Source organism: Corynebacterium efficiens YS-314 (assembly GCF_000011305.1).
GTDB lineage: Bacteria > Actinomycetota > Actinomycetes > Mycobacteriales > Mycobacteriaceae > Corynebacterium > Corynebacterium efficiens.
Map to the genome: position 1 here is coordinate 1512157 of NC_004369.1, position 20407 is coordinate 1532563.

At 60.9% G+C, this 20407-nt stretch carries 18 protein-coding genes and 1 tRNA gene; 10 read left to right on the forward strand and 9 right to left on the reverse strand.

What is annotated here, in order from left to right; all coding sequences use genetic code 11:
- Window positions 1-196: 196 nt before the first annotated feature.
- From CE_RS07230 to CE_RS07240, 3 genes are read right to left on the reverse strand one after another with little or no spacing between them, the layout of a single operon-like run.
- A complete protein-coding gene (locus CE_RS07230; protein ID WP_006769406.1) occupies window positions 197-961 on the reverse strand; it encodes an amino acid ABC transporter ATP-binding protein in 765 nt (254 codons plus the stop codon).
- Window positions 962-1918: an amino acid ABC transporter permease gene (locus CE_RS07235; protein WP_006769407.1), complete on the reverse strand. Its 957-nt coding sequence runs from the start codon at window positions 1916-1918 to the stop codon at window positions 962-964. It abuts the gene before it with no gap.
- Between the two features lie 55 nt (window positions 1919-1973).
- Window positions 1974-2882, reverse strand: coding sequence for an ABC transporter substrate-binding protein (locus CE_RS07240; RefSeq protein WP_006769408.1), 909 nt, complete (start codon window positions 2880-2882; stop codon window positions 1974-1976).
- Between the two features lie 189 nt (window positions 2883-3071).
- Between CE_RS07240 and CE_RS07245 the strand changes: the two genes are divergently transcribed.
- The 4 genes from CE_RS07245 (at window position 3072) to CE_RS07260 (ending at window position 6753) form a co-directional block, all read left to right on the forward strand.
- Entirely contained in the window at window positions 3072-3896 is an 825-nt protein-coding gene (locus CE_RS07245; protein WP_006769409.1) for a DUF1266 domain-containing protein, read from the forward strand.
- Window positions 3897-4068: 172 nt separating this feature from the next.
- Window positions 4069-4389: an ATP-binding protein gene (locus CE_RS07250; protein ID WP_011075449.1), complete on the forward strand. Its 321-nt coding sequence runs from the start codon at window positions 4069-4071 to the stop codon at window positions 4387-4389.
- Between the two features lie 67 nt (window positions 4390-4456).
- Window positions 4457-5362 carry an IS982-like element ISCef2 family transposase gene (locus CE_RS07255; protein WP_011075450.1) on the forward strand — a complete coding sequence of 302 codons (906 nt, stop codon included), beginning with the start codon at window positions 4457-4459 and terminating at the stop codon, window positions 5360-5362.
- A 152-nt stretch (window positions 5363-5514) separates the two neighbouring features.
- Window positions 5515-6753, forward strand: a complete 1239-nt coding sequence (locus tag CE_RS07260) for an ATP-dependent nuclease (RefSeq protein ID WP_035109539.1) — start codon at window positions 5515-5517, stop codon at window positions 6751-6753.
- Window positions 6754-6764: 11 nt separating this feature from the next.
- Here CE_RS07260 and CE_RS07265 read toward each other — a convergent pair whose 3' ends face one another.
- From CE_RS07265 to CE_RS07285, 5 genes are all read right to left on the reverse strand, one after another.
- Entirely contained in the window at window positions 6765-7781 is a 1017-nt protein-coding gene (locus CE_RS07265; RefSeq protein WP_006769412.1) for a DUF368 domain-containing protein, read from the reverse strand.
- Between the two features lie 73 nt (window positions 7782-7854).
- Window positions 7855-8112 (reverse strand): hypothetical protein, encoded by a 258-nt coding sequence (locus tag CE_RS07270; RefSeq protein WP_006769413.1) that lies wholly within the window; start codon window positions 8110-8112, stop codon window positions 7855-7857.
- Window positions 8112-9140: a serine hydrolase domain-containing protein gene (locus CE_RS07275; protein ID WP_006769414.1), complete on the reverse strand. Its 1029-nt coding sequence runs from the start codon at window positions 9138-9140 to the stop codon at window positions 8112-8114. Before CE_RS07275 ends, CE_RS07270 begins: the two co-directional genes overlap by 1 nt.
- 6 nt (window positions 9141-9146) lie before the next feature.
- Window positions 9147-9614: an ArsR/SmtB family transcription factor gene (locus CE_RS07280; protein WP_006769415.1), complete on the reverse strand. Its 468-nt coding sequence runs from the start codon at window positions 9612-9614 to the stop codon at window positions 9147-9149.
- A gap of 106 nt (window positions 9615-9720) precedes the next feature.
- Window positions 9721-9797: transfer RNA gene (locus CE_RS07285), tRNA-Leu, on the reverse strand.
- 152 nt (window positions 9798-9949) lie between these two features.
- Here CE_RS07285 and polA point away from each other — a divergent pair.
- Window positions 9950-12598, forward strand: coding sequence for a DNA polymerase I (gene polA / locus CE_RS07290; protein WP_035109569.1), 2649 nt, complete (start codon window positions 9950-9952; stop codon window positions 12596-12598).
- Here the strand turns inward: polA and CE_RS07295 are convergent.
- Window positions 12595-13245, reverse strand: a complete 651-nt coding sequence (locus tag CE_RS07295; RefSeq protein WP_331270734.1) for a class I SAM-dependent methyltransferase — start codon at window positions 13243-13245, stop codon at window positions 12595-12597. The genes polA and CE_RS07295 overlap by 4 nt on opposite strands.
- A 385-nt stretch (window positions 13246-13630) precedes the next feature.
- Between CE_RS07295 and rpsA the strand changes: the two genes are divergently transcribed.
- The 5 genes from rpsA to CE_RS07320 all read left to right on the forward strand — a co-directional run bounded on the left by rpsA (window position 13631) and on the right by CE_RS07320 (window position 20344).
- Entirely contained in the window at window positions 13631-15088 is a 1458-nt protein-coding gene (gene rpsA, locus CE_RS07300; protein WP_006769418.1) for a 30S ribosomal protein S1, read from the forward strand.
- A gap of 642 nt (window positions 15089-15730) precedes the next feature.
- Window positions 15731-17794, forward strand: coding sequence for a glucose PTS transporter subunit IIA (locus CE_RS07305; protein ID WP_006769419.1), 2064 nt, complete (start codon window positions 15731-15733; stop codon window positions 17792-17794).
- A gap of 48 nt (window positions 17795-17842) precedes the next feature.
- Window positions 17843-18445 carry a dephospho-CoA kinase gene (gene coaE / locus CE_RS07310; RefSeq protein WP_006769420.1) on the forward strand — a complete coding sequence of 201 codons (603 nt, stop codon included), beginning with the start codon at window positions 17843-17845 and terminating at the stop codon, window positions 18443-18445.
- A gap of 104 nt (window positions 18446-18549) precedes the next feature.
- On the forward strand, window positions 18550-18909 hold the full coding sequence (locus tag CE_RS07315) for a DUF4259 domain-containing protein (RefSeq protein ID WP_006769421.1): 360 nt from the start codon (window positions 18550-18552) through the stop codon (window positions 18907-18909).
- Between the two features lie 127 nt (window positions 18910-19036).
- Window positions 19037-20344, forward strand: coding sequence for an SIR2 family NAD-dependent protein deacylase (locus CE_RS07320; RefSeq protein WP_143758442.1), 1308 nt, complete (start codon window positions 19037-19039; stop codon window positions 20342-20344).
- The last annotated feature ends 63 nt before the right edge of the window (window positions 20345-20407 follow it).

A 20407-nucleotide genomic window follows, 5' to 3' on the forward strand; every position in this document is an offset into this window, starting at 1 on the left:
GTTGTGGGGTGTTCTTGAGCAAAGGAGGTGAGGGCGTGGCCAGAGACCGACGGATGTGGAAGATGACCCCGGAACAACTCCAGGAACATCTGATACTGAAAAACCGTGCACGACAGTTCACGGACAAGAAGAAGCAGAACGATAAAAGGGCCTGCCGGGATTTCTCCCGGCGGGCCCTCCCGCTTTCCTGATCCCGTTACAGCAGGGAAGACAGGAATTCCTGCGTGCGTGTCTGCTGGGGGTTGTCCAGCACCTGCGCCGGGGTGCCGGCCTCCACGACGACACCGTCGGCCATGAACACGACCTGGTCGGCGACCTCACGGGCGAAACCCATCTCGTGGGTGACCACCAGCATGGTCATGCCGTCGTCGGCAAGCTGACGCATCACGCGCAGCACCTCGCCGACGAGTTCGGGATCGAGGGCAGAGGTCGGTTCGTCGAAAAGCATCAGCTTGGGGTCCATCGCGACGGCGCGCGCGATCGCCACGCGCTGCTGCTGCCCACCGGAAAGCTGCACGGGGTAGGCGTCGGCCTTGTGGGCGAGCCCGACCTGCTCGAGGAGTTCCATTGCGCGGGCGCGGGCGGCCTTCTCCGGCTGGCGTTTGACGTGGATGGGGGCTTCGATGATGTTGTCGATGACGGTGCGGTGGGGGAACAGGTTGAACTGCTGGAACACCATGCCGATATCGGCGCGCTGGCGGGCGGCGTCCTTCTCGGAGATCTCATAGAGCACCCCGTCGCGCTCGCGGTAGCCGATGAGATCCCCATCGACGTAGAGGCGACCGGCGTTGACCTTCTCCAGGTGGTTGACACACCGCAGCATGGTGGATTTGCCGGAACCGGAGGGGCCGATCAGGCAGGTCACTGATCCCTTGGGTACCTGCAGGTCAATGCCCTTGAGCACCTCGAGGCGGCCGAAGTTCTTGCACACCTGCTGGGCGTCGATCATGAGGGGGGTCATCTATCTGTTCTCCTTCGGCGTATCAGGCACGACATTGACGTTGCCGGGGATGGCACCTTCGGCATCGGCCAGCGCGGCGAGCTGGCGGGCGGTGAGGTTGCGGGTGCTGCCCTTTTCAAAGTGCTTCTCCAGGTAGTACTGACCCACCATGAGCACCGAGGTGATCACCAGGTACCAGGTGGCGGCCACCAGCAGCATCGGGACCGGCTCGAACAGGGAGTAGGCGATGTCCATGCTGCGGCCGTAGAGCTCCAGGGAATACGGCACCGCCACCACCAGGGAGGTGGTCTTCAGCATGGAGATCAGCTCATTGCCGGTTGGCGGGATGATGATGCGCATCGCCTGGGGCAGCACCGTGCGGCGCATGGTCAGCGACCAGCCCATGCCCAGGGCCTTGGACGCCTCCATCTGGCCCTCCGGCACGGCCTGGATACCGGAACGGACGATCTCGGCCATGTAGGCGGCCTCGTTCAGACCCAGACCCAGGACAGCGAGGATGAACATGTTGGACAGGAAGTTCTGTAGATCAATCTCCGCGAATCCGAGGTTCACGGTCTGGTAGAGCGAACCGAGCAGACCCCAGAACACCAGCTGGACGTAGATCGGGGTGCCACGGAAGATCCACAGGTACAGCCAGGCCACACCCTGCAGCACCGGGTTGCCGGACATGCGCATCACCGCCAGGGTGGCACCGAACACCACACCGATGATCATGGACAACACCGTGAGCGCAATGGTGTGCAGGGCGGCGGTGGCGATGCGGGTGTCAAAGAGGTAGGTCAGGTAGGTGTCCCAGCCGTAGGCCTCATTGTTGAGCGCGCCGATAATGAACCAGGCCAGCAGGGCCAGGATGATCGCGGCGGCGACCCACCTGCCGGGGTGGCGCAGTGGTCTGGCCTCGATGGGTTTCGGTGTGGCCCGGGTGGTGGCCCCACCGGGGGAAACAGGTTGTGACATGTCACGTGTCCTTCTGGTGAAAGTGTGTGGAGAAGAAAATCAGGGATAGGTGGTGTTAACCGGCGAGCTGGTCGAGGGGCACCTCATTGATCAGTGCCTCCTCCAGCAGGCCCTCCTCGATGCCCCACTGGGCGAGGATGCGTTCGTAATCACCGGTGTCGATGAGGTGCTGGAAGGCACGTGCCGCCACCGGGGTCAGTTCGGACTCCTTGGGCAGGGCAAACCCGAAGGGGGCGGCCATGAAGATGTCACCGACCAGTTCGATGCGGTCATCGGAGCGGGCCACCGCCCAGGCGGTGATGGGGGAGTCCGCGGCCAGGGCGTCCGCGCGGCCCAGGATCAGGGCGGTGGCGGCGGTATCGGCGGTGTCATAGGCCAGCACCGTGATGGGTTCCTTGCCTTCCGCCACGCACTGCTCGGACTTGGGGCGCACATCATCGGTTTCCGCGACGGTGGTGCGCTGCACCGCGATAGTCAAGCCGCAGGCATTGTCCGGGTCGATGTCCTCCTCACGGTCACTGCTCTGTGCCCACTGGACACCGGCGTAGAGGAAGTCGATGAAGTCGAAGTTCATCCGGCGTTCCTCATTGTCGGTGAACCCGGAGGCACCCATATCCACGGTGCCCGCCTGGACCGACGGCAGGATCAGGGAGAAATCCTGTTCCTGGGGCTGGTAATCCAGGCCCATCACACCGGCCATGGCGCGCGCCAGGTCCATCTCCACGCCGATGATCTCACCGTCGGAGTCCTTGAACTCAAACGGTGGGAACGGGGGATTGGCACCCGCGGTGAGCACACCACGCTCGGCCAGGGCGGCAGGCACCATCGCCTCGATCTCCGGAACCGGTTCGGGAACGATCTGCTCCCACCCCTCCGGGGCGCCCTGTTCCTCGTTGGTCACACAGGATGTCAGGGCGAGTGAGGCTGCCACGGCACCGACCACGGCCGTGACGCCGCGCAGCATACGGTGGCTGCCACGCAATCGGGTCAAACTCTCAATCATAAGGGCAGATATTACAGGTAGGTGTGCCCATTGCCCGAAGCGCCGGTGGGCGGGGAACTGCCCGGAGCTGGGTGATCCGCCTTTATGGTGGGGGAACATCCCACCTTGGGATGGATAGCCGGGTACCTATGGCGCAGGTAGCGTGGAGTTATGACCAGTGTGGAAATCAGAGTCGTCCTCATTCTGCTTGTCCTGGTGCTGCTGTTCGGACTGGTGATCTGGGCGATTTCCACCGTGCTGCGCCGACGCCGCATGGAGGAGATCAACAGGGGGCCGGGCAACCCGGAGGAACCGGCCCCCACTCAGCCGTGGCGCAGGTTCACCGGTGCACTGGCGGCTCCCCATGCCCGCCCGGAGTGGGTGCGGGTGCGGGAGAACAGGCGGCTGCACTCGGCGGACCAGGTGTATTTCGGTTTCGCCTCGGTACTGTCCCCCTTCACCGTGATCAATGCACTGCGCGCAGACTGGGGTGTTCGGAACGCCGATCAGGCGCGCACACGTCTCAGCCAGGCGCAGCAGGTCATCACCGAGCACGCCGCTGCGGTGCTCGCGCAGCGGGGCCTGCCGGAGGACGCAGGGGAGTTCCGCGCGAAGCTGGTGCGCGCAGGTGCGCCCGGGGAGCTTGTCGACGACTTCCTGGCCCACACCGATGCTGCCCCCGATCCCCAGGTCATCATCGATGCAGACGGCCTGGCCTTCGACATCGCACGGGTGGCCAACCTCGCCCGCTGGTCGGGGTATGTCCGCTACGTGGACCCCGATCAGTGCACGGAGCATCTGGACGCCCTGGGCATCGCTGCGGTGGCGGTGTTCCGCAGCTGGGATGATTTCGCCGATGCTTTCCTGGCAGGACAGGCCACCCGGTTCAAGGGCGGGGCCAAGCATTACACCCAGGCCGTGGAGTGGCTACGCACCGATACGGACAGCCCCTGGTTCCGCCAGCCGTGGATCACGGCGGTGACCACACCCCGGTAGAGCGAATGGGTTTATGAGGCGGTTTTCCTGATACATGGAGACTGGGGGGTGCTCAGTTGGTAGGTCCCATCTCAGCTTGTTGGTAGAGCCTTCTGATTAACCCATGAAGAGACTGTAAGTAGGTGATCTCGATTAGGCTGTTCAACCTAATCCCAAAATCTCTCTATATCGAATGGATGATTCAGCCTTGAATTCCAGCACCGGGCCTATTGTAAAAATGATCAAACTTATCGATGGGGAAGAAATCGAGTTGGGTGAGGGGGCCGTTTTTGCGCTGGTAGGTGCGAATAACTCAGGAAAAACCTACTTTCTCAAAACCCTTCGAGCTCAATTACACGGCGATACCATTCAAGAGGTGTCTGCTGACGGCGGGCTAATCGAGGGGATAAAAATGCAGTGGGCTACCGCATCAGCCCAGATGCCCGAATATCTAGAGAATCTCGCCGATCACCACTTCCAGCGAAATGAAAGAAATTATCGCCTAGATGAGTAAGTCCTAATAGAGTTCCCCGACGAAAAGGTCTATACAAAAATACGGGGAGAGTGTTTGAGTTGAAGGTGTGAACAATAACCTAAACACTCTCCTGACCACACTCTACGTCACCTTAGTCGACGATGTCTTGCCTTCTTTAGGTATCAATCGCACCCACCGACCAGGTAGAAAACCAGCCCTGGACGACGCCGAGCTCCTCTGCCTGGTCATCGCCCAACACCTCCTGCACGGCACCTCATCGGAGACACGATGGGTGCGCTACGCCCACCAACACTTCAGTGAGATGTTTCCCGATATCCCGCAACAATCCGGGTATAACAAACGCGTCCGTGCCGCTAGTTCACTGATTTCGCTGGTGATCACTGCCCTGGCTCGAGATACCGCCTCCTGGTACGACCTGTGCCGTTTGCTCGATTCCACGCCAATTCCGTGTGCGATGTCAAGAGAAACGGTGAAACGATCAGATCTGGCCGGGTATGCCAACTATGGGTATTGCGCGTCGCATTCGCGGTATTTCTGGGGGTTTCGTCTCTACCTGGTGTGTGCCCCGGATGGAATGCCGGTGATCTGGGGACTGGCTGATCCAAAGATTGGGGAACGCGAGGCTGCCATGGTGTTATTAGCCCATGACCAGCATCTTCTTTCTACGGGCCAGGTGATTGTGGCGGATAAGGGGTTTGCCGGTTGTGACTTTGAGGGGTTTATCTCCCACGAGCTGGGTGTGGAGTTGATTCGCCCGGATCGCAAGAATGAGGCTCACAGGTATGGGGATCTTGGCGGGATCAGGCAGTGGGTGGAATCCGTGTTCGACACCCTCAAGGACCAGTTGGGATTGGAGCACCACCGGGCAAGAAGCCCTGGTGGTGTCTATGCCAAGGTGGCGGGCAAGTTGTTGGCGTTAGCATCTGTGATCTGGCATAACTGGCGTATCGGTGCACCTGATAAGCGCTCACTGACAGCTTATGATCACTGAACCTATTAGGACTTAATCATCTAGGTGACGGGATAAAACATAAAGGGCGATCGTTCCTGGATATTGCGCAATTAACAGAAGTTGATTTTTTCCAACGGCACTTGGGGGCGTTTGCAGGAATTTTTGTTCAGTACGATGATGCCATAGACAGAGTGCTCGAAACTGATCTAAAAGAGCAGGTCAACCCCCAAGCGAGAATGAACGTTTCTTGTATCCAAAGCGTCCACGCTTCAGCCGAATCTTTTCAAAAGGTCTCAACCTATTTCAAAATGATCTTTGGAGAGGATATTTCCTTCTATGACCAGTATGGGAAACTCGGTTTCATTCTGGGCAGCCCTTTAGAAGGAGGCTCTCGCTACGGAGAAGCACTTAATAAAGCAACCGTCCAATATCAAGAACGCCAACCTAAAATCTGGAACCAAGGTTTAGGCATGCGGAGTGTGCTGGGTCTACTCTTGAGAATTTTCGCTGGGGACAAGAAAGTTATTCTCTGCGATGAACCCGAAGCATTCCTGCATCCTCCTCAAGCTGCACGACTTGGGACAGTATTGGCGGAGGTGGCTAAAGAATTGAAAAAGCAGATTTTTGTGGCAACTCACGACAGGAATTTGCTTAATGGCCTGACTGCATCTGGGGCTGGAAATGTTCACGTGCAGCGGCTTGCCCGCACGGAGGCTGGTTTTACCTCCCAGGCGGTACCTTCAGAAGCCTTGAGAGGAGCTCGTGCCAAGAGTCTCATTAGGTATACGCCTCTCCTAGATTCCCTCTTCTCGTCAGCCACTATTTTGGTGGAAAACGAACAAGACGCGTATTTTCTGAGCGAGGCTATTTCTCACGTGATCGAAAAAGAATCACCGGAGGTCAACATCTCCATAGATGATTTCTTATTTATCGGCACTGGGGGAAAGGATTTGCTAGGAAAAATTGCCAAGATATTAGAATCAATGCATTCGAATGTGATAATAGCTTGCGATTTCGATATCTTGACCCAAAAAGGACAGTTCAAGTCTCTCTTGAAAGAAATAGGTGAGTGGGATGATGAAATTGACGCATCTTACGAGAACTTGGTCAATGTAGCTCGCAAGAATCCGGAATATTCGGCACAAAATGCTGAGAGTATACTCAAGACCTTCAAGAACTCGGGGATACGTTCGCCTCTTCCAACCTTTAATGAGGCTGGGGCTGAGTTTCTAAGAAAGATGGACGCGGTGGGCGTTTGCATTAACCAGGTTGGTGAGTTGGAAGACTTCGACAAAGCAACGCTTAAAAAACTCGGCGCAAAAGGTAAGCCATTATGGCCCCATAATGCAATCGAAGCTGGGGCCGCAGAAGGGGAAGAGGCATGCTGTTATGCCCAGCGGATCGTTCAGGCTGCCTTAGCGGGACTCTGAAATCGAGCCCATTATGCCGGCTTGCTCTCGACCATGACCGCGGAGTCGAGTGCGCGGGTGGAGGTGACCCGCTCGATGAACATCACCAGGGCCACCACGACGGCACCGATGATGATCGCGGTGATGACAGGCCAGGTCTCACCGGAGGGGCTGAGCAGATTGGCATCGGAGTCCTGCCACGGCCACAGGGCACGCAGCGAACCGAGCATGAGGCCGGCCATCACGGTCAGGGTGATGGTGCGGTGGTGCTCCAGGATGTAGGACAGGATCTTGATGAACAGCGCGATACCGGTGACCGCGCCGATAATGAACACGCCGATGATGTCCCATTCGCGGTTGGACAGCGCGGACATGATCGGGGCGTAGAGACCCATGGCGAGCAGGAAGAAGGACCCCGATACGCCCGGCAGCACCAGGGCACACACCGCAATGGCCGCGGCGATGAAGATGATGATCAGCGACGGGTTCTCCTGTGGCGCGGAAGTGATGCTCGTGCCGAAGAAGGAGATCACCGCGCACACCAGGAACAGGGGGATGAGCAGCGACAGGCGCTTCTTTGCGCGACGGCCGTCCATCATGCCGATCGGCACGAGGATAGAGACCGCCACCATGCCCAGGAACAGGCCGCGGGAGATCTCGGGGTGGTTCTCCACGAAGTTGGACAGCACGGTGGACAGGGTGAACACCGCGGTGACCATGCCGACGCCCACGGCGCCGAGGAACCACCAGTCGATACCGGCCACGGCCGACTTCAACCGGGAACGGTCCTTGATAGACACCTTGATCAGGTCGATGAGTTTCTCACCGTTGTGCAGGGCGCGCTCGTACAGGCCGATGACCAGGGCGACTGTGCCACCGGAGATGCCCGGCACCAGCTCAGCCATGCCGATCAATCCGCCGCGGATGAAGTTCCACAGCACCGCCAGTGGCGTCTTCTTCGTTTTGGCGGGGTAGACGTGGTGGGGGGTCGTGGTGCCCGGTGAGTCCGGGAGCTCTGTCTGCGTGGCGTCGTGGTTGGTGGCGCTCATAGGGTTATACGGTCTTTCGTCGCTAACGGGGGTCAAACGATTAGAACTATACGGGGATCGGGGCGGTAAATGTTTATCGACGGGCCACTGTGAGCACGGTCATGCCGGCGAGCAGGCTGGCCGCTGCCACCAGGATCCACCACACCCACACCGGGATCACCGTGTTCCAGATGGTGATGACGACACCGAAGAACATCGTGGTGAGGATCGCCTCCACGCCCGTGCGCACCGGTGGGTGGGAGCGCCGCTGCAGGCGTCGGAAAGCCTGGAGGAGGGAGAGGGCTGCGGCGAGGATCAGCACCCAGCCGATGATGAGGTTGAAATCCCACATCAGACCGCCTCCTTCGTTCGGGCGTGGTCTAACAGGACCCGCCCCAGGTCCTCCATGCCGGCGTTGGTGTCGGTGATGGCAAACGTCGCCGTATTAGTGGAAGGGTCAATCAGCAGCATGGACATGAAACCACCGGTCCCACCGTTGTGGAAGACGGTGTCGCCGGTGTCGTGGGCCCAGGTGTAATCCGGCAGGGGTGAGCTCAGCACATGATCAGCCCAGACGGCCATGTCCCGGGCAGTGGAGCGCAGCGCTCCGGCCGGGGCGTCGGCCTCCATCTCCCACGGGGTGGATTCCCGCCCGCGGGTGGTCAGGCCCCGTGGGGCGTCCCCGGGTACAGATCCGGGGGTCATGAGGTAGGTGTCCTCCATGCCCAGTGGAGCCAGGATCTCATCCTGGATCAGGGTGGGGTAGCAGGTGCCGGCGGCTTCGGCCAGCAGTTGCCCCAGCAGGGCGAACCCGAAGTTGGAGTAGGCGACCTCCCCGCGGTCAGTCAGGGAGGCGTCCCGGGCGGCGTCGAGGAGTTCCTCCCGCGTGTGGTCGGCATAGGGATTGCTACCGGTGACCGAGGCGATGAACTGCGGCAGTCCCATCTTTGCCAGACGTGGCAGACCGGAGGTGTGGGCGGCCAGCTCCTCCAGGGTGACATCGTTGATCTCTGAACCGGTGGCCTCGATGATCTCGCCAACCGTGGTGTCCAGGGTCAGTTCCCCGCGGTCGACGGCCCGGGTGAGCAGGTCCGCGGTGAAGGTCTTGGTGATGGACCCGATCTCGAACTCGGTGTGTTCATCTGATCCCAGGCCGGCAAACGTGGCCTGTCCGTCCCGGAGGATGAATGCCGAGATGTTCCGGCTTCCCGGTGGTGCGTGCTCCGCGAGGATGGTCGCCAGGGTGGGATCACCGGTGTGCCGGGTGGCGGTGGTGATGGGCCTGGGACCGATGGCAAGGGCGAGCGCTGCCGTGGCGATGGCGGCAGTCAGGGCCAGTGCTGCGGTGACGATGGTGAGGATGGTGGTTGTTCTGCGCATGGTGGGTTATGCCTCCTCCATGGCCAGGATGATCGCCAGCAGGGCCACCACCCGTTTCGGCCTGATCGAATGATGCCCGCGGGAATCCTTCTGAATCCAGCCTGCAGACTGAAGTGCGGACAGGTGGTGGTATCCGGTGCCGGTGGAGGTGACGATGCCCGCTTCCACCAGCTCGGCCACGGAAGCCGGGTGATGAAGCAGATGCTGCAGGATTCGGCCCCGCACCGGGTGGGCGGTGGCAGCCAGGTTGGTCATCGTCTCATCCCAGGACGCCCCGGTGAGATGCGCGGTGGGTCGCTCCCATTCATAGGCGTAGGTGGCATCCCCGATGTTGACCTCACCTCGGTAGCCCACGGAGCCCGTGGTCTCTGAGCCGCCAGGGGAGGGGGTGGTGCCCTCCAGGGCATCGACACGTTCCTCCAGCGCGCGCATGCGATCGAGGAGCTCATTCATCCTGCCGGCCAGTGATTCCATAATTCTACAGTTCCAGAATTCTAGAAGTGCCGCAAGGGGAGGGCATGAAAAAGCCGCCGCCCTCCATCCCGATAGGGATGAAGGGCGGCGGATAAGGGTGAAGATCTGGTGCCCCAGGTGGGACTCGAACCCACACTGGACGGGTTTTGAATCCGTTGCCTCTGCCAATTGGGCTACTAGGGCGTACACAGGCGTGCAGTGCTAAAGCAATATTAGACCACCGTGGAAAAACATGGAAAACCGACCCCCGGTTAACCGGGCATGCCCCCTTGGGGCACCTGGTTTTGCTCTGGCCTAGACTCGGGGAGGTGACTGAGAAGACTGACCAGACCCTGATGCTCATCGACGGCCACTCCATGGCCTTCCGTGCGTTCTTCGCCCTGCCTGCGGAGAATTTCTCCACCACAGGCGGCCAGAACACCAACGCGGTGTACGGCTTTCTCTCCATGCTGGCCACCCTGCTCAAGGAGGAGCAGCCCTCCCATATCGCGGTGGCGTTCGATGTGGGACGCAAAACCTTCCGCACCGACCTCTTCCCGGACTACAAGGCCCAGCGTGAGGCCACCCCACCGGAGTTCAAGGGGCAGGTGGAGATCCTCAAGGATGTGCTGAAGACGCTGGGGATCACCACCATCGAGAAGGAGGACTATGAGGCCGATGACATCATCGCCACGCTCGCGGTGGCGGCCAAGCCCCTCGGCTATGACACCCTGATTGTCACCGGTGACCGTGATTCCTTCCAGCTGGTCAATGACACCACCACCGTGCTCTATCCGATGCGCGGTGTCTCCGTGCTGCACCGGTTCACCCCGGAGGCCGTGGAGGAGAAGTACGGACTCACGCCCAGTCAGTACCCGGATTTCGCGGCGCTGCGTGGGGACCCCTCCGACAACCTGCCCAACATCCCGGGCGTGGGGGAGAAGACCGCCACCAAGTGGATCGTGGAATACGGCTCCCTGGACAACCTGCTCGAGCATGCCGATGAGATCAAGGGCAAGGCCGGCAACAGTTTCCGCGAGCGCCTAGACCAGGTGCGGATGAACCGGAAACTCACTGAGATGATCAAGGACATGGAACTGCCTGTCGGTCCGGATGATCTGGAGATGGGCACCGCTGATGTCGCCGAGGTGGCCACCGAGTTCGATGCGCTGGAGTTCGGCACCAACCTGCGTGAGCGGGTCCTTGCTGCGGTGAAGACCGATGGTGAGATCCCGGTCGAGGCGGTGGAGAACCGGGATGAGGTGGGTGTGGACACGCTCCCGTTGGATGAGTGGCTGAGCACCCGCCGCGGGCGTCCCCTGGCGGTGGCTGTGACCGGTGTGGGAACCCCGGCGACCGGGGATGCCCACTCGATCGCGATCGTGGACACCGACCGTCGCGCAGTGGTCGCCGACCTGGCGGACATCACCCCGGAGGCTGAGAAGGCGCTCGCCGGGTGGCTCGCCGATGAGGCCTCCCCGAAGCTGCTCCACGGCGCGAAGGCGGTCTTCCACATGCTCGCCGGTCGTGGTTTCGAGCTGCGCGGCATCGAACACGACACCGCGATCGCGGCGTACCTGCTGCGCCCCGGGCAGCGCACCTATGAGCTTGCCGACGTCTACCAGCGTCACCTGCAGCGCCAGCTCAACCCCAGCAACAACGGCAGTAATCAACTCACCCTCCTTGACGCCGGGGATTCCCAGGTGCTGGTGGACGAGGCCGTGGCCATCCTCGAGCTGGCTGGGGAGCTCACCAGCCAGCTCCAGGAGATCAACGGTTTCGAGCTCTACCGTGACCTGGAGATCCCGCTGCTCAGCATCCTCGCCCGCATGGAGGCCACCGGCATCGCCGTGGATGTGGCCACGCTTGAGGAGCAGCTGGAGACCTTCATCGACCAGGTCACCCGCGAGGAGGAAGCCGCCCGTGAGCTTGCGGGTGATCCCACCCTCAACCTCTCCAGTCCCAAGCAGCTGCAGACCGTGCTGTTTGAGACCTTCGGCATGCCCAAGACCAAGAAGACCAAGACGGGTTACTCCACCGCCGCCGCCGAGATCGAGGCACTGGCCGCGAAGAATCCACACCCCTTCCTTGACCACCTGCTGGCCCACCGCCAGTACCAGAAGATGAAGACCACCCTGGAGGGGCTCATCCGCTCCGTGGGGTCGGATGGTCGCATCCACACCACCTTCAACCAGACCGTGGCCTCCACCGGGCGCCTGTCGTCCACCGACCCGAACCTGCAGAACATCCCGGTGCGCACCGAGGCGGGACGCAAGATCCGCTCCGGTTTCGTGGTGGGCGAGGGTTATGAAACCCTGCTTACCGCCGACTACTCCCAGATCGAGATGCGCGTGATGGCGCACCTCTCCCAGGATCCGGGCCTGATCGAGGCATACCGGGAGGGCGAGGACCTCCACAATTACGTCGGTTCGAAGGTCTTCGACGTTCCGATCGACGGTGTCACCCCTGAGCTGCGCCGCCGGGTCAAGGCCATGTCCTACGGCCTGGTCTACGGGCTCTCAGCCTTCGGCCTGTCCCAGCAGCTGGGCATCCCGGCCGGTGAGGCGAAAACCATCATGGAGAGCTACTTCGAGCGTTTCGGCGGGGTGCAGCGCTACCTTGCCGAGGTGGTGGAGCAGGCCCGCAAATCCGGGTACACCGAGACCCTGTTCGGGCGCCGCCGCTACCTGCCGGAGCTCAACTCCGATAACCGGGTGGCCCGTGAAAACGCCGAACGCGCCGCGCTCAACGCCCCGATCCAGGGCACGGCCGCTGACATCATCAAGGTGGCCATGATCCGCGTCGACCGCGAACTGCGCGCCACCGGGGTGAAGTCCCGCGTGCTGCTGCAGGTCCATGACGAACTCGTCGTCGAGATCGCCCCCGGTGAACTCGAACAGGTACAGGGGATCCTGGAACGCGAGATGGACAACGCGATCACGCTGCGCGTGCCGCTGGAGGTCTCAGCCGGCAGTGGGCGCGACTGGGACACCGCCGCGCACTAGCGCTTTGCGACGAAAAGAGCAGTGCCCGGGAACAATCTGCCCCGCAGCGGGGACCACTGACCCCAGGTCTGGGTCAGGTCCTCCGGCCACTCCGGTTCGATGAGTCGGGTGAGGGTGAATCCGGCGTCGACAAGCTCACCGATGCGCGCGCCCATCGTGCGGTGCTGCTCGGCGTAGGTGACCTGCCCGGTCTCCTCATCTTCTTCGACGTAGCCGTCCTGGTCGAAGTAACTGGTGATCGCGGTCAGGCCGGCGGGGCCGGGATCGTCGAGGAAGATCCACCGCATGGGGTGGGTGATGGAGAAGACGAACCGGCCGCCGGGGCGGATCACGCGGGCGATCTCCCGCATCAGGTGCGCCGAATCCTCCACGAACGGGATGGCACCGAAGACGGAGAAGACCACGTCGAAGGAGTCATCGGCGAAGGGCAGGGCGGTGGCATCGGCCTGGACCAGGTGGGCGACGTTGTCGGTGCCGGCGTGACGGAGCATGCCCATGGAGATGTCGAAACCCGTGACAAAGGCATCCGGGACATCGTGGGCGAGCCACCGGGCGCACGGGGCGGAACCGCAGCCGATCTCCAGGATGTTCTTGCCCGCCAGCTCAGCGGGCTGACCGAGCAGGCGTTCTGTGCCCTCGTGCAGCATCTCGGGACACCAGTAGAACTCACCGAAGGGGGAGTGGGTACCCAGGTAGTCGGGATGGCGGGCGTGGTAGTCATCGGCGTCCAGGTCCCACCAGTGGCGGTTGGCGGCGGAAAACTCGGGGAGAAAAGACCCACTCGGGGGAACATCAGTCACAATTGTTACTCCTGTGGCTAAGATAGTGTGTTTACCTGAATTCTATTTGCTCTAGCTGCGCAAACGCAGTAGGGTTATTAGGGCGTATCGCTGCGTTCGGTGACGGGGTGTTCTTATAGGAAAACACCCCGGGCTGTTTCGTGAAATCAAAAGCCCAGCTGATGGGTATTTTTCGAGAGATACCGCTTCCTGTCCAATCTCAATTTCCTATCCATTTCGGAGCAATTTACATATGCCCACCAACAACGCACCTCAGGTAGCCATCAACGACATTGGCTCCGCTGAGGACTTCCTCGCAGCAATCGACGCCACGATCAAGTACTTCAATGACGGCGACATTGTCGAAGGTACTGTGGTCAAGGTCGATCACGACGAGGTTCTTCTCGACATCGGCTACAAGACCGAAGGTGTCATTCCTTCCCGCGAACTTTCCATCAAGCACGATGTCGATCCTGACGAGGTTGTCCAGGTCGGCGACCAGATCGACGCGCTTGTCCTCACCAAGGAGGACAAGGAAGGCCGTCTGATCCTCTCCAAGAAGCGTGCTCAGTACGAGCGTGCATGGGGCGCCATCGAGGAGCTCAAGGAGAAGGACGAGCCGGTCACCGGTACCGTCATCGAGGTCGTCAAGGGTGGCCTCATCCTGGACATCGGCCTGCGTGGCTTCCTGCCTGCATCCCTCGTCGAGATGCGTCGCGTCCGCGACCTGGATCCGTACATCGGCCAGGAGCTCGAGGCCAAGATCATCGAGCTGGACAAGAACCGCAACAACGTCGTTCTGTCCCGCCGCGCATTCCTCGAGCAGACCCAGTCCGAGGTCCGCTCCGAGTTCCTGCACCAGCTCCAGAAGGGCCAGGTCCGCAAGGGCGTTGTCTCCTCCATCGTCAACTTCGGCGCATTCGTCGATCTCGGCGGTGTCGACGGACTGGTTCACGTTTCCGAGCTGTCCTGGAAGCACATCGACCACCCATCTGAGGTTGTCACCGTTGGCGACGAGGTCACCGTTGAGGTTCTCGACGTCGATCTCGACCGCGAGCGTGTCTCCCTGTCCCTGAAGGCCACCCAGGAAGACCCATGGCGCGTCTTCGCCCGCACCCACGCTGTGGGCCAGATCGTTCCGGGCAAGGTCACCAAGCTGGTCCCATTCGGTGCGTTCGTCCGCGTCGAGGAGGGCATCGAGGGCCTCGTCCACATCTCCGAGCTGGCTCAGCGCCACGTCGAGGTTCCGGACCAGGTTGTCACCGTCGGCGAAGAGGTCATGGTCAAGGTCATCGACATCGATCTCGAGCGTCGTCGTATCTCCCTGTCCCTCAAGCAGGCTGACGAGGACTACACCGAGGAGTTCGACCCATCCAAGTACGGTATGGCCGATTCCTACGACGAGCAGGGTAACTACATCTTCCCTGAGGGCTTCGATCCCGAGACCAACGAATGGCTCGAGGGCTTCGACGAGCAGCGTCAGGCTTGGGAGGCTCGTTACGCCGAGTCCGAGCGTCGCTTCCAGGCCCACACCGCTCAGATCGAGCGTCGTCGCCAGCAGGCGGAAGAGGCAGCTGCCGAGGCTCCGGCCGGCAACTACTCCTCCGAGTCTGAGGACGCAGCTCCTTCCGCAGCAGTGGAAGAAACCGGTGGCTCCCTGGCCTCCGATGAGCAGCTCGCCGCACTGCGCGAGAAGCTCGCAGGCAACTAATCGCCTGCACCCCATATTCGGTGGGCGATCACACTGACGTTGACGGTGTGACCGCCTGACGGATTGCTCCGCACAACGCCCTGTCCTGCACGTGGAACCACCCGGTTCCGCGCTGCAGGGCAGGGCGTTGTTGTCGTTCCCGGGGGGAACGGTGGTGGTTACGTGGGGTGAGCCACCGGTTATGTCAAGTGCTTTATTTATAAAAGTGCCTCTATACAAAAGCTAAATGTATAAACAGAACCCACCGGACATCACCATTTCTGAAACTGTGACATTTTTCCGGACATGTGGCTTGTTTCCCCCCAGAATCGGACTTACACTAATAGAGACTTACCACTAAGTCGGGCACGAGTGTGCTGGTTCACATATCGCCCTGTGGTTGATCACCTGCCCGGTTTCGTTGGGGCACGGCGGCTGGATCGGTAAAGGTATGACCGGTCGGGCTGAAATGCAATCGATTTCTCGAAATCGCAGGTCATCAACGCAGGTGATGATCCATCCATGATCACTCCACCCGAGGCAGCCGGTAGGCGCTGGCGGACCGACCCCCGGTCCTGACCAGCCCCGTCTCGTAGTTGGATCCAGGGCGCGTTGACATACCCAGTCGACACACCGGGACCCACGCGTTCAGAAAGGTTTGACATGGCGTCTAAAGTGACGACGACATCGCAACACATCCTGGATAACCTTGGTGGGCCGGAGAACATCACCTCGATGACTCACTGCGCCACCCGCCTGCGTGTCCAGGTCAAGGACCAGTCGGCAGTGGACCAGTCGGCACTGGATTCCGATCCCGCCGTGCTCGGTGTCGTGCCCCAGGGCTCCACCGGCATGCAGGTGGTCATGGGTGGATCCGTGGCCAACTACTACCAGGAGATCCTCAAGCTCGACGGCATGCAGGGCTTCCGCGACGGTGAGGCCGCACCCGCCGCCGGCTCCAAGGAATACGGCGGTGTGCGGGGCAAGTACTCCTGGGTGGACTACGGTTTCGAGTTCCTCTCCGACACCTTCCGTCCGATCCTGTGGGCTCTGCTCGGTGCCTCGCTGATCATCACCCTCCTGGTCCTGGCCGACACCTTCGGACTCCAGGACTTCCGCGCCCCGATGGATGAGCAGCCGGACACCTACGTGTTCCTGCACTCCATGTGGCGTTCGGTGTTCTACTTCCTGCCGATCATGGTCGGTGCGACCGCCGCCCGTAAACTCGGCGCCAACGAGTGGGTCGGTGCCGCCATCCCGGCCGCGCTGCTCACCCCCGAGTTCCTGGCACTGGGCTCCGCCGGTGACACCGTCACCGTCTTCGGTCTGCCCATGGTCATCAATGACTACTCCGGCCAGGTCTTCCCACCCCTGATCGCCGCCATTGGCCTGTACTGGGTGGAGAAGCTGCTGAAGAAGATCATCCCCGATGCCGTACAGATGGTGTTCGTGCCGTTCTTCTCCCTGCTGATCATGATCCCGGCCACCGCATTCCTGCTCGGACCCTTCGGTATCGGCGTGGGTAACGGCATCTCCACCATGCTGGAGAGCATCAACAACTTCAGCCCGTTCATCCTCTCCATCGTGATCCCGCTGCTGTACCCGTTCCTGGTGCCGCTGGGTCTGCACTGGCCACTCAACGCCATCATGATCCAGAACATCAACACCCTGGGTTATGACTTCATCCAGGGCCCCATGGGTGCCTGGAACTTCGCCTGCTTCGGTCTGGTCACCGGTGTCTTCATCCTCGCCATCAAGGAACGCAACAAGGCCATGCGCCAGGTGTCCCTGGGCGGTATGCTCGCCGGTCTGCTCGGTGGTATCTCCGAACCATCCCTCTACGGTGTGCTGCTGCGCTTCAAGAAGACCTACTTCCGTCTCCTGCCGGGTTGTTTCGTCGGCGGTGTGGTCATGGGCATCTTCGACATCAAGGCCTACGCCTTCGTGTTCACCTCCCTGCTGACCATCCCGGCGATGGATCCATGGCTGGGTTACACCATCGGTATCGCCGCGGCCTTCTTCACCTCCATGCTCCTGGTGCTTTTCTTCGACTACCGCTCCGCTGATGAGCGTGCAGAGGTCAAGGCGCAGCTGGAGGCCACCCGGGCCGCCGAGGCAGGGGAGACCCCCACCTCCCCGGCCGCTGCCGCCGCAGCCACCGATGCACCAGCTGCCTCCGGTGCCGCAACCGCAGCTACCGCAACCGCGACTACGACCGCCACCGCACCAGCCGCTGCCACCACCCGCAGGGTGCTCGCCGCCGGTGAGACCGCTGAACTCACCGCACCGCTGGAGGGCACCGCCGTGCCCCTGTCCGAGGTGCCCGACCCGATCTTCGCCGCTGAGAAACTGGGCCCCGGTGTCGCCATCGAACCGACCGGCAATGTGGTGGTCGCACCGGCCGATGCCACGGTGCTCACCGTCCAGAAATCCGGTCACGCCGTCGGCCTACGCCTGGACTCCGGTGTGGAACTGCTCATCCACGTCGGCCTGGACACCGTCCAGCTCGAGGGCAAGGGCTTCGAGGTCCACGTCGAGCGCAAACAGCAGGTGAGTGCCGGTGACAAGCTGATCACCTTCGATCCGGAGTTCATCCGGGCCAAGGGTCTGCCGCTGATCACCCCGGTGGTGGTGACCAACGCTCAGAAGTTCGGCTCCGTCGAGGGGCACCCGGCGCAGAGTGTGGATGCCTCCACCAGCATCATCACGGTCACGGGCAAGGAGTAGACCTCCTGAAATCCACATGATCGTCGTTTAGGCACTAATCTGGGGCGCATGTTGCGCATTGGATTAACCGGAGGGATCGGCAGCGGTAAATCAACCGTTGCCGATCTTTTGTCAGCTGAAGGCTTCCTCATCATCGACGCCGACGCGATCGCCCGCGATATCGTCGAACCCGGCCAGCCGGCTCTCGCCGAGCTGGTCGAGGCGTTCGGGGAGGACATCCTCAACCCCGACGGCACCCTCAACCGCCCGGGCCTCGCGGCCAAGGCGTTTGTCAGTTCCGAGCAGACCGCTCTGCTCAATTCCATCACCCACCCCCGCATCGCGGAGGAGACCGCCCGCAGGTTCGCCGAGGCGGAGGCGGCCGGCACGAAGGCCGCGGTCTACGACATGCCCCTGCTGGTGGACAAGGGCCTTGACCGCACGATGGATCTCGTGGTGGTCGTTGATGTGGAGGAGGACGAGCGGGTGCGGCGGCTCGTGGCAAAACGCGGTCTGGAGGAGGATGACGTCCGGCGACGCATCGCCTCCCAGGTCCCCGATGAGATCCGCCTCAAGGCCGCCGACATCGTCATCGACAACAACGGCCCCGTCGAGAACCTGCGAGCCCAGGCAGACCGGCTCATCGCGGAGATCCTCACCCGCATCAAATAACCCCCATCCGTCACGGCAGGCCCCCGGGGCCAGGGGTTAGCTTTTGTGCTTGTCGACGGATCCAATACTGCAGGCACCCGACCCGGCCCGGTAGTCTATCCCGCATGGATATCTGGAACACCGGCCCCTTTGACAATGAAGAAGCCCAGGAGGTCCTGGCGGACCTGCGCAATGATGAGCTCTACCTGGATGAGCTGCTGCCGGATTCGGGCAACCGCTACATCGAGAAGGATCAGGGCGCGATGATCATCGCACTGGCACACCTGGCCGCCGGCAACCAGCCGGAGGAGGGTGGGGATGTCGATGCCACCGCGCTGCAGACCCCGGAGATGCGGGAGCGTCTGCGTCAGTGCCTGGAGGCCGTGCTCATCGACGGCACCGTCTCCGGTCTCTATTCCCACTGGCAGGAGCAGGGCGAGCAGCTGCACGAGTGGAAGGCACGCTCACACGTGGCGTTGAAGTAGGCCTTTGTTACCTCGTCGAGGAAGCCTTGGGAGCTGCGGTAGTTGTGCCAGCTGGGCGCTGGACAAGGGGCCCCTTGGTTGATCAACACAGGAGTGGAAGTGCGCGTCACGTGCCATAATCGACTGCATGAGCGCACCCGATATCACTTCTGCGGTAATGGAGAAATTCCAATCGTCCGGGGCAATGAAGCATTCCACTATTTTGCTGGGTGCAGGGGCATCAGTGACCTCAGGGTTGCCCGACTGGGATACTTTCGCCAGTCGGTTGTTGTCGACGAGCAAAGCTGTGTCTGATGGAGACATGGTTAAAATGCTTCTTGCCCGTCAGGATCCGCTGATCGTTGTAGAAGCAGCAAAGGTGGCAGCAGGGAAATCGTGGGACTATCAGTTACAGATGGCTCTGTATCAGGGCCTTGATTCGCTTGACTCCCTATCTCCCTCCCCACTCCACTTGGCGGTGGTGGCCCATTTCCTCGAGAATGAGCAATCCACCAGCCTTGTGACGCTGAACTTCGACAATCTGCTGGAAATCGCACTCGAAAGGGAAGCCCACGAGAAAGCGACATCAGTAACCAGAGCATCAGCAGATGTTTCGGGCAATGTCGTTCATCATCTTCACGGTGTTATAACGCCTCAGGACGTGGACAGCGTTGTTCTCACGCTCACGGATTTCGCGAATCTCATTGAATGCACGAATTCTTGGCAAATCGACTATCTGACCGCGGCGGTAGCGAAGGGCGCGTTGATCATTGCAGGTACTTCGTACCGGGACCCGGATCTCCGTCAATGGCTCCATAGAGCGCTGCGGGAGAAACCCGATCACCATTCGGCGTTTGTGCTGTTGGCGAGAGAAGCCTTCGGTGTCTCGAAATCGGGGTTCGAGCTAATCCAGGATGCCCTCAGCAGTCAATGGAAAGCCATCGGGTTAGAACCCATCCTGTTGCAGGATCATGCCGATGCGGCTCAGATCATCCGTGAACTTGTCCATGTCGAAGAGGAGTATTACCACAGCCCTCAAAACAGGTGCAGGGCGATATGGGAGGTCCATGAGAGAGATTTCCATGAAAGACAACGGGAGTACGTGAAAAACCTGAGTCGGGATGCGCAACGACTGAAAACGGTTTTTCAAACCGACAAAATCGATCTGTCTTTATGGATATCCGATGGTGAAAAACACCTCATCAGATGGGCATCGCAAGATCGGACATATCATGATCAGTCGGCGCTGAGGATGGTGGAAACAGGGCATGACAGCGAATGGATTGCCGGCCAGGCCCTGGGAGTTGACGCGCTGTTGTTCAAGAACCTTGAAGCCCGTGGGGGTCGAAGATGGCTTTCTGTACTAGCGGTGCCGCTTTCTGTGACGCACCCTTTCCTTCCTGCCAAATGGGGTGAAATGGTACTGCAATTCCGGAGCACTGGTACTGCGTTCTGATCCCGTGGTACCGGCAGGCTCCCTCAAAAACAGGAAACCCGCCAGCATCAGGGACAGGGCCGT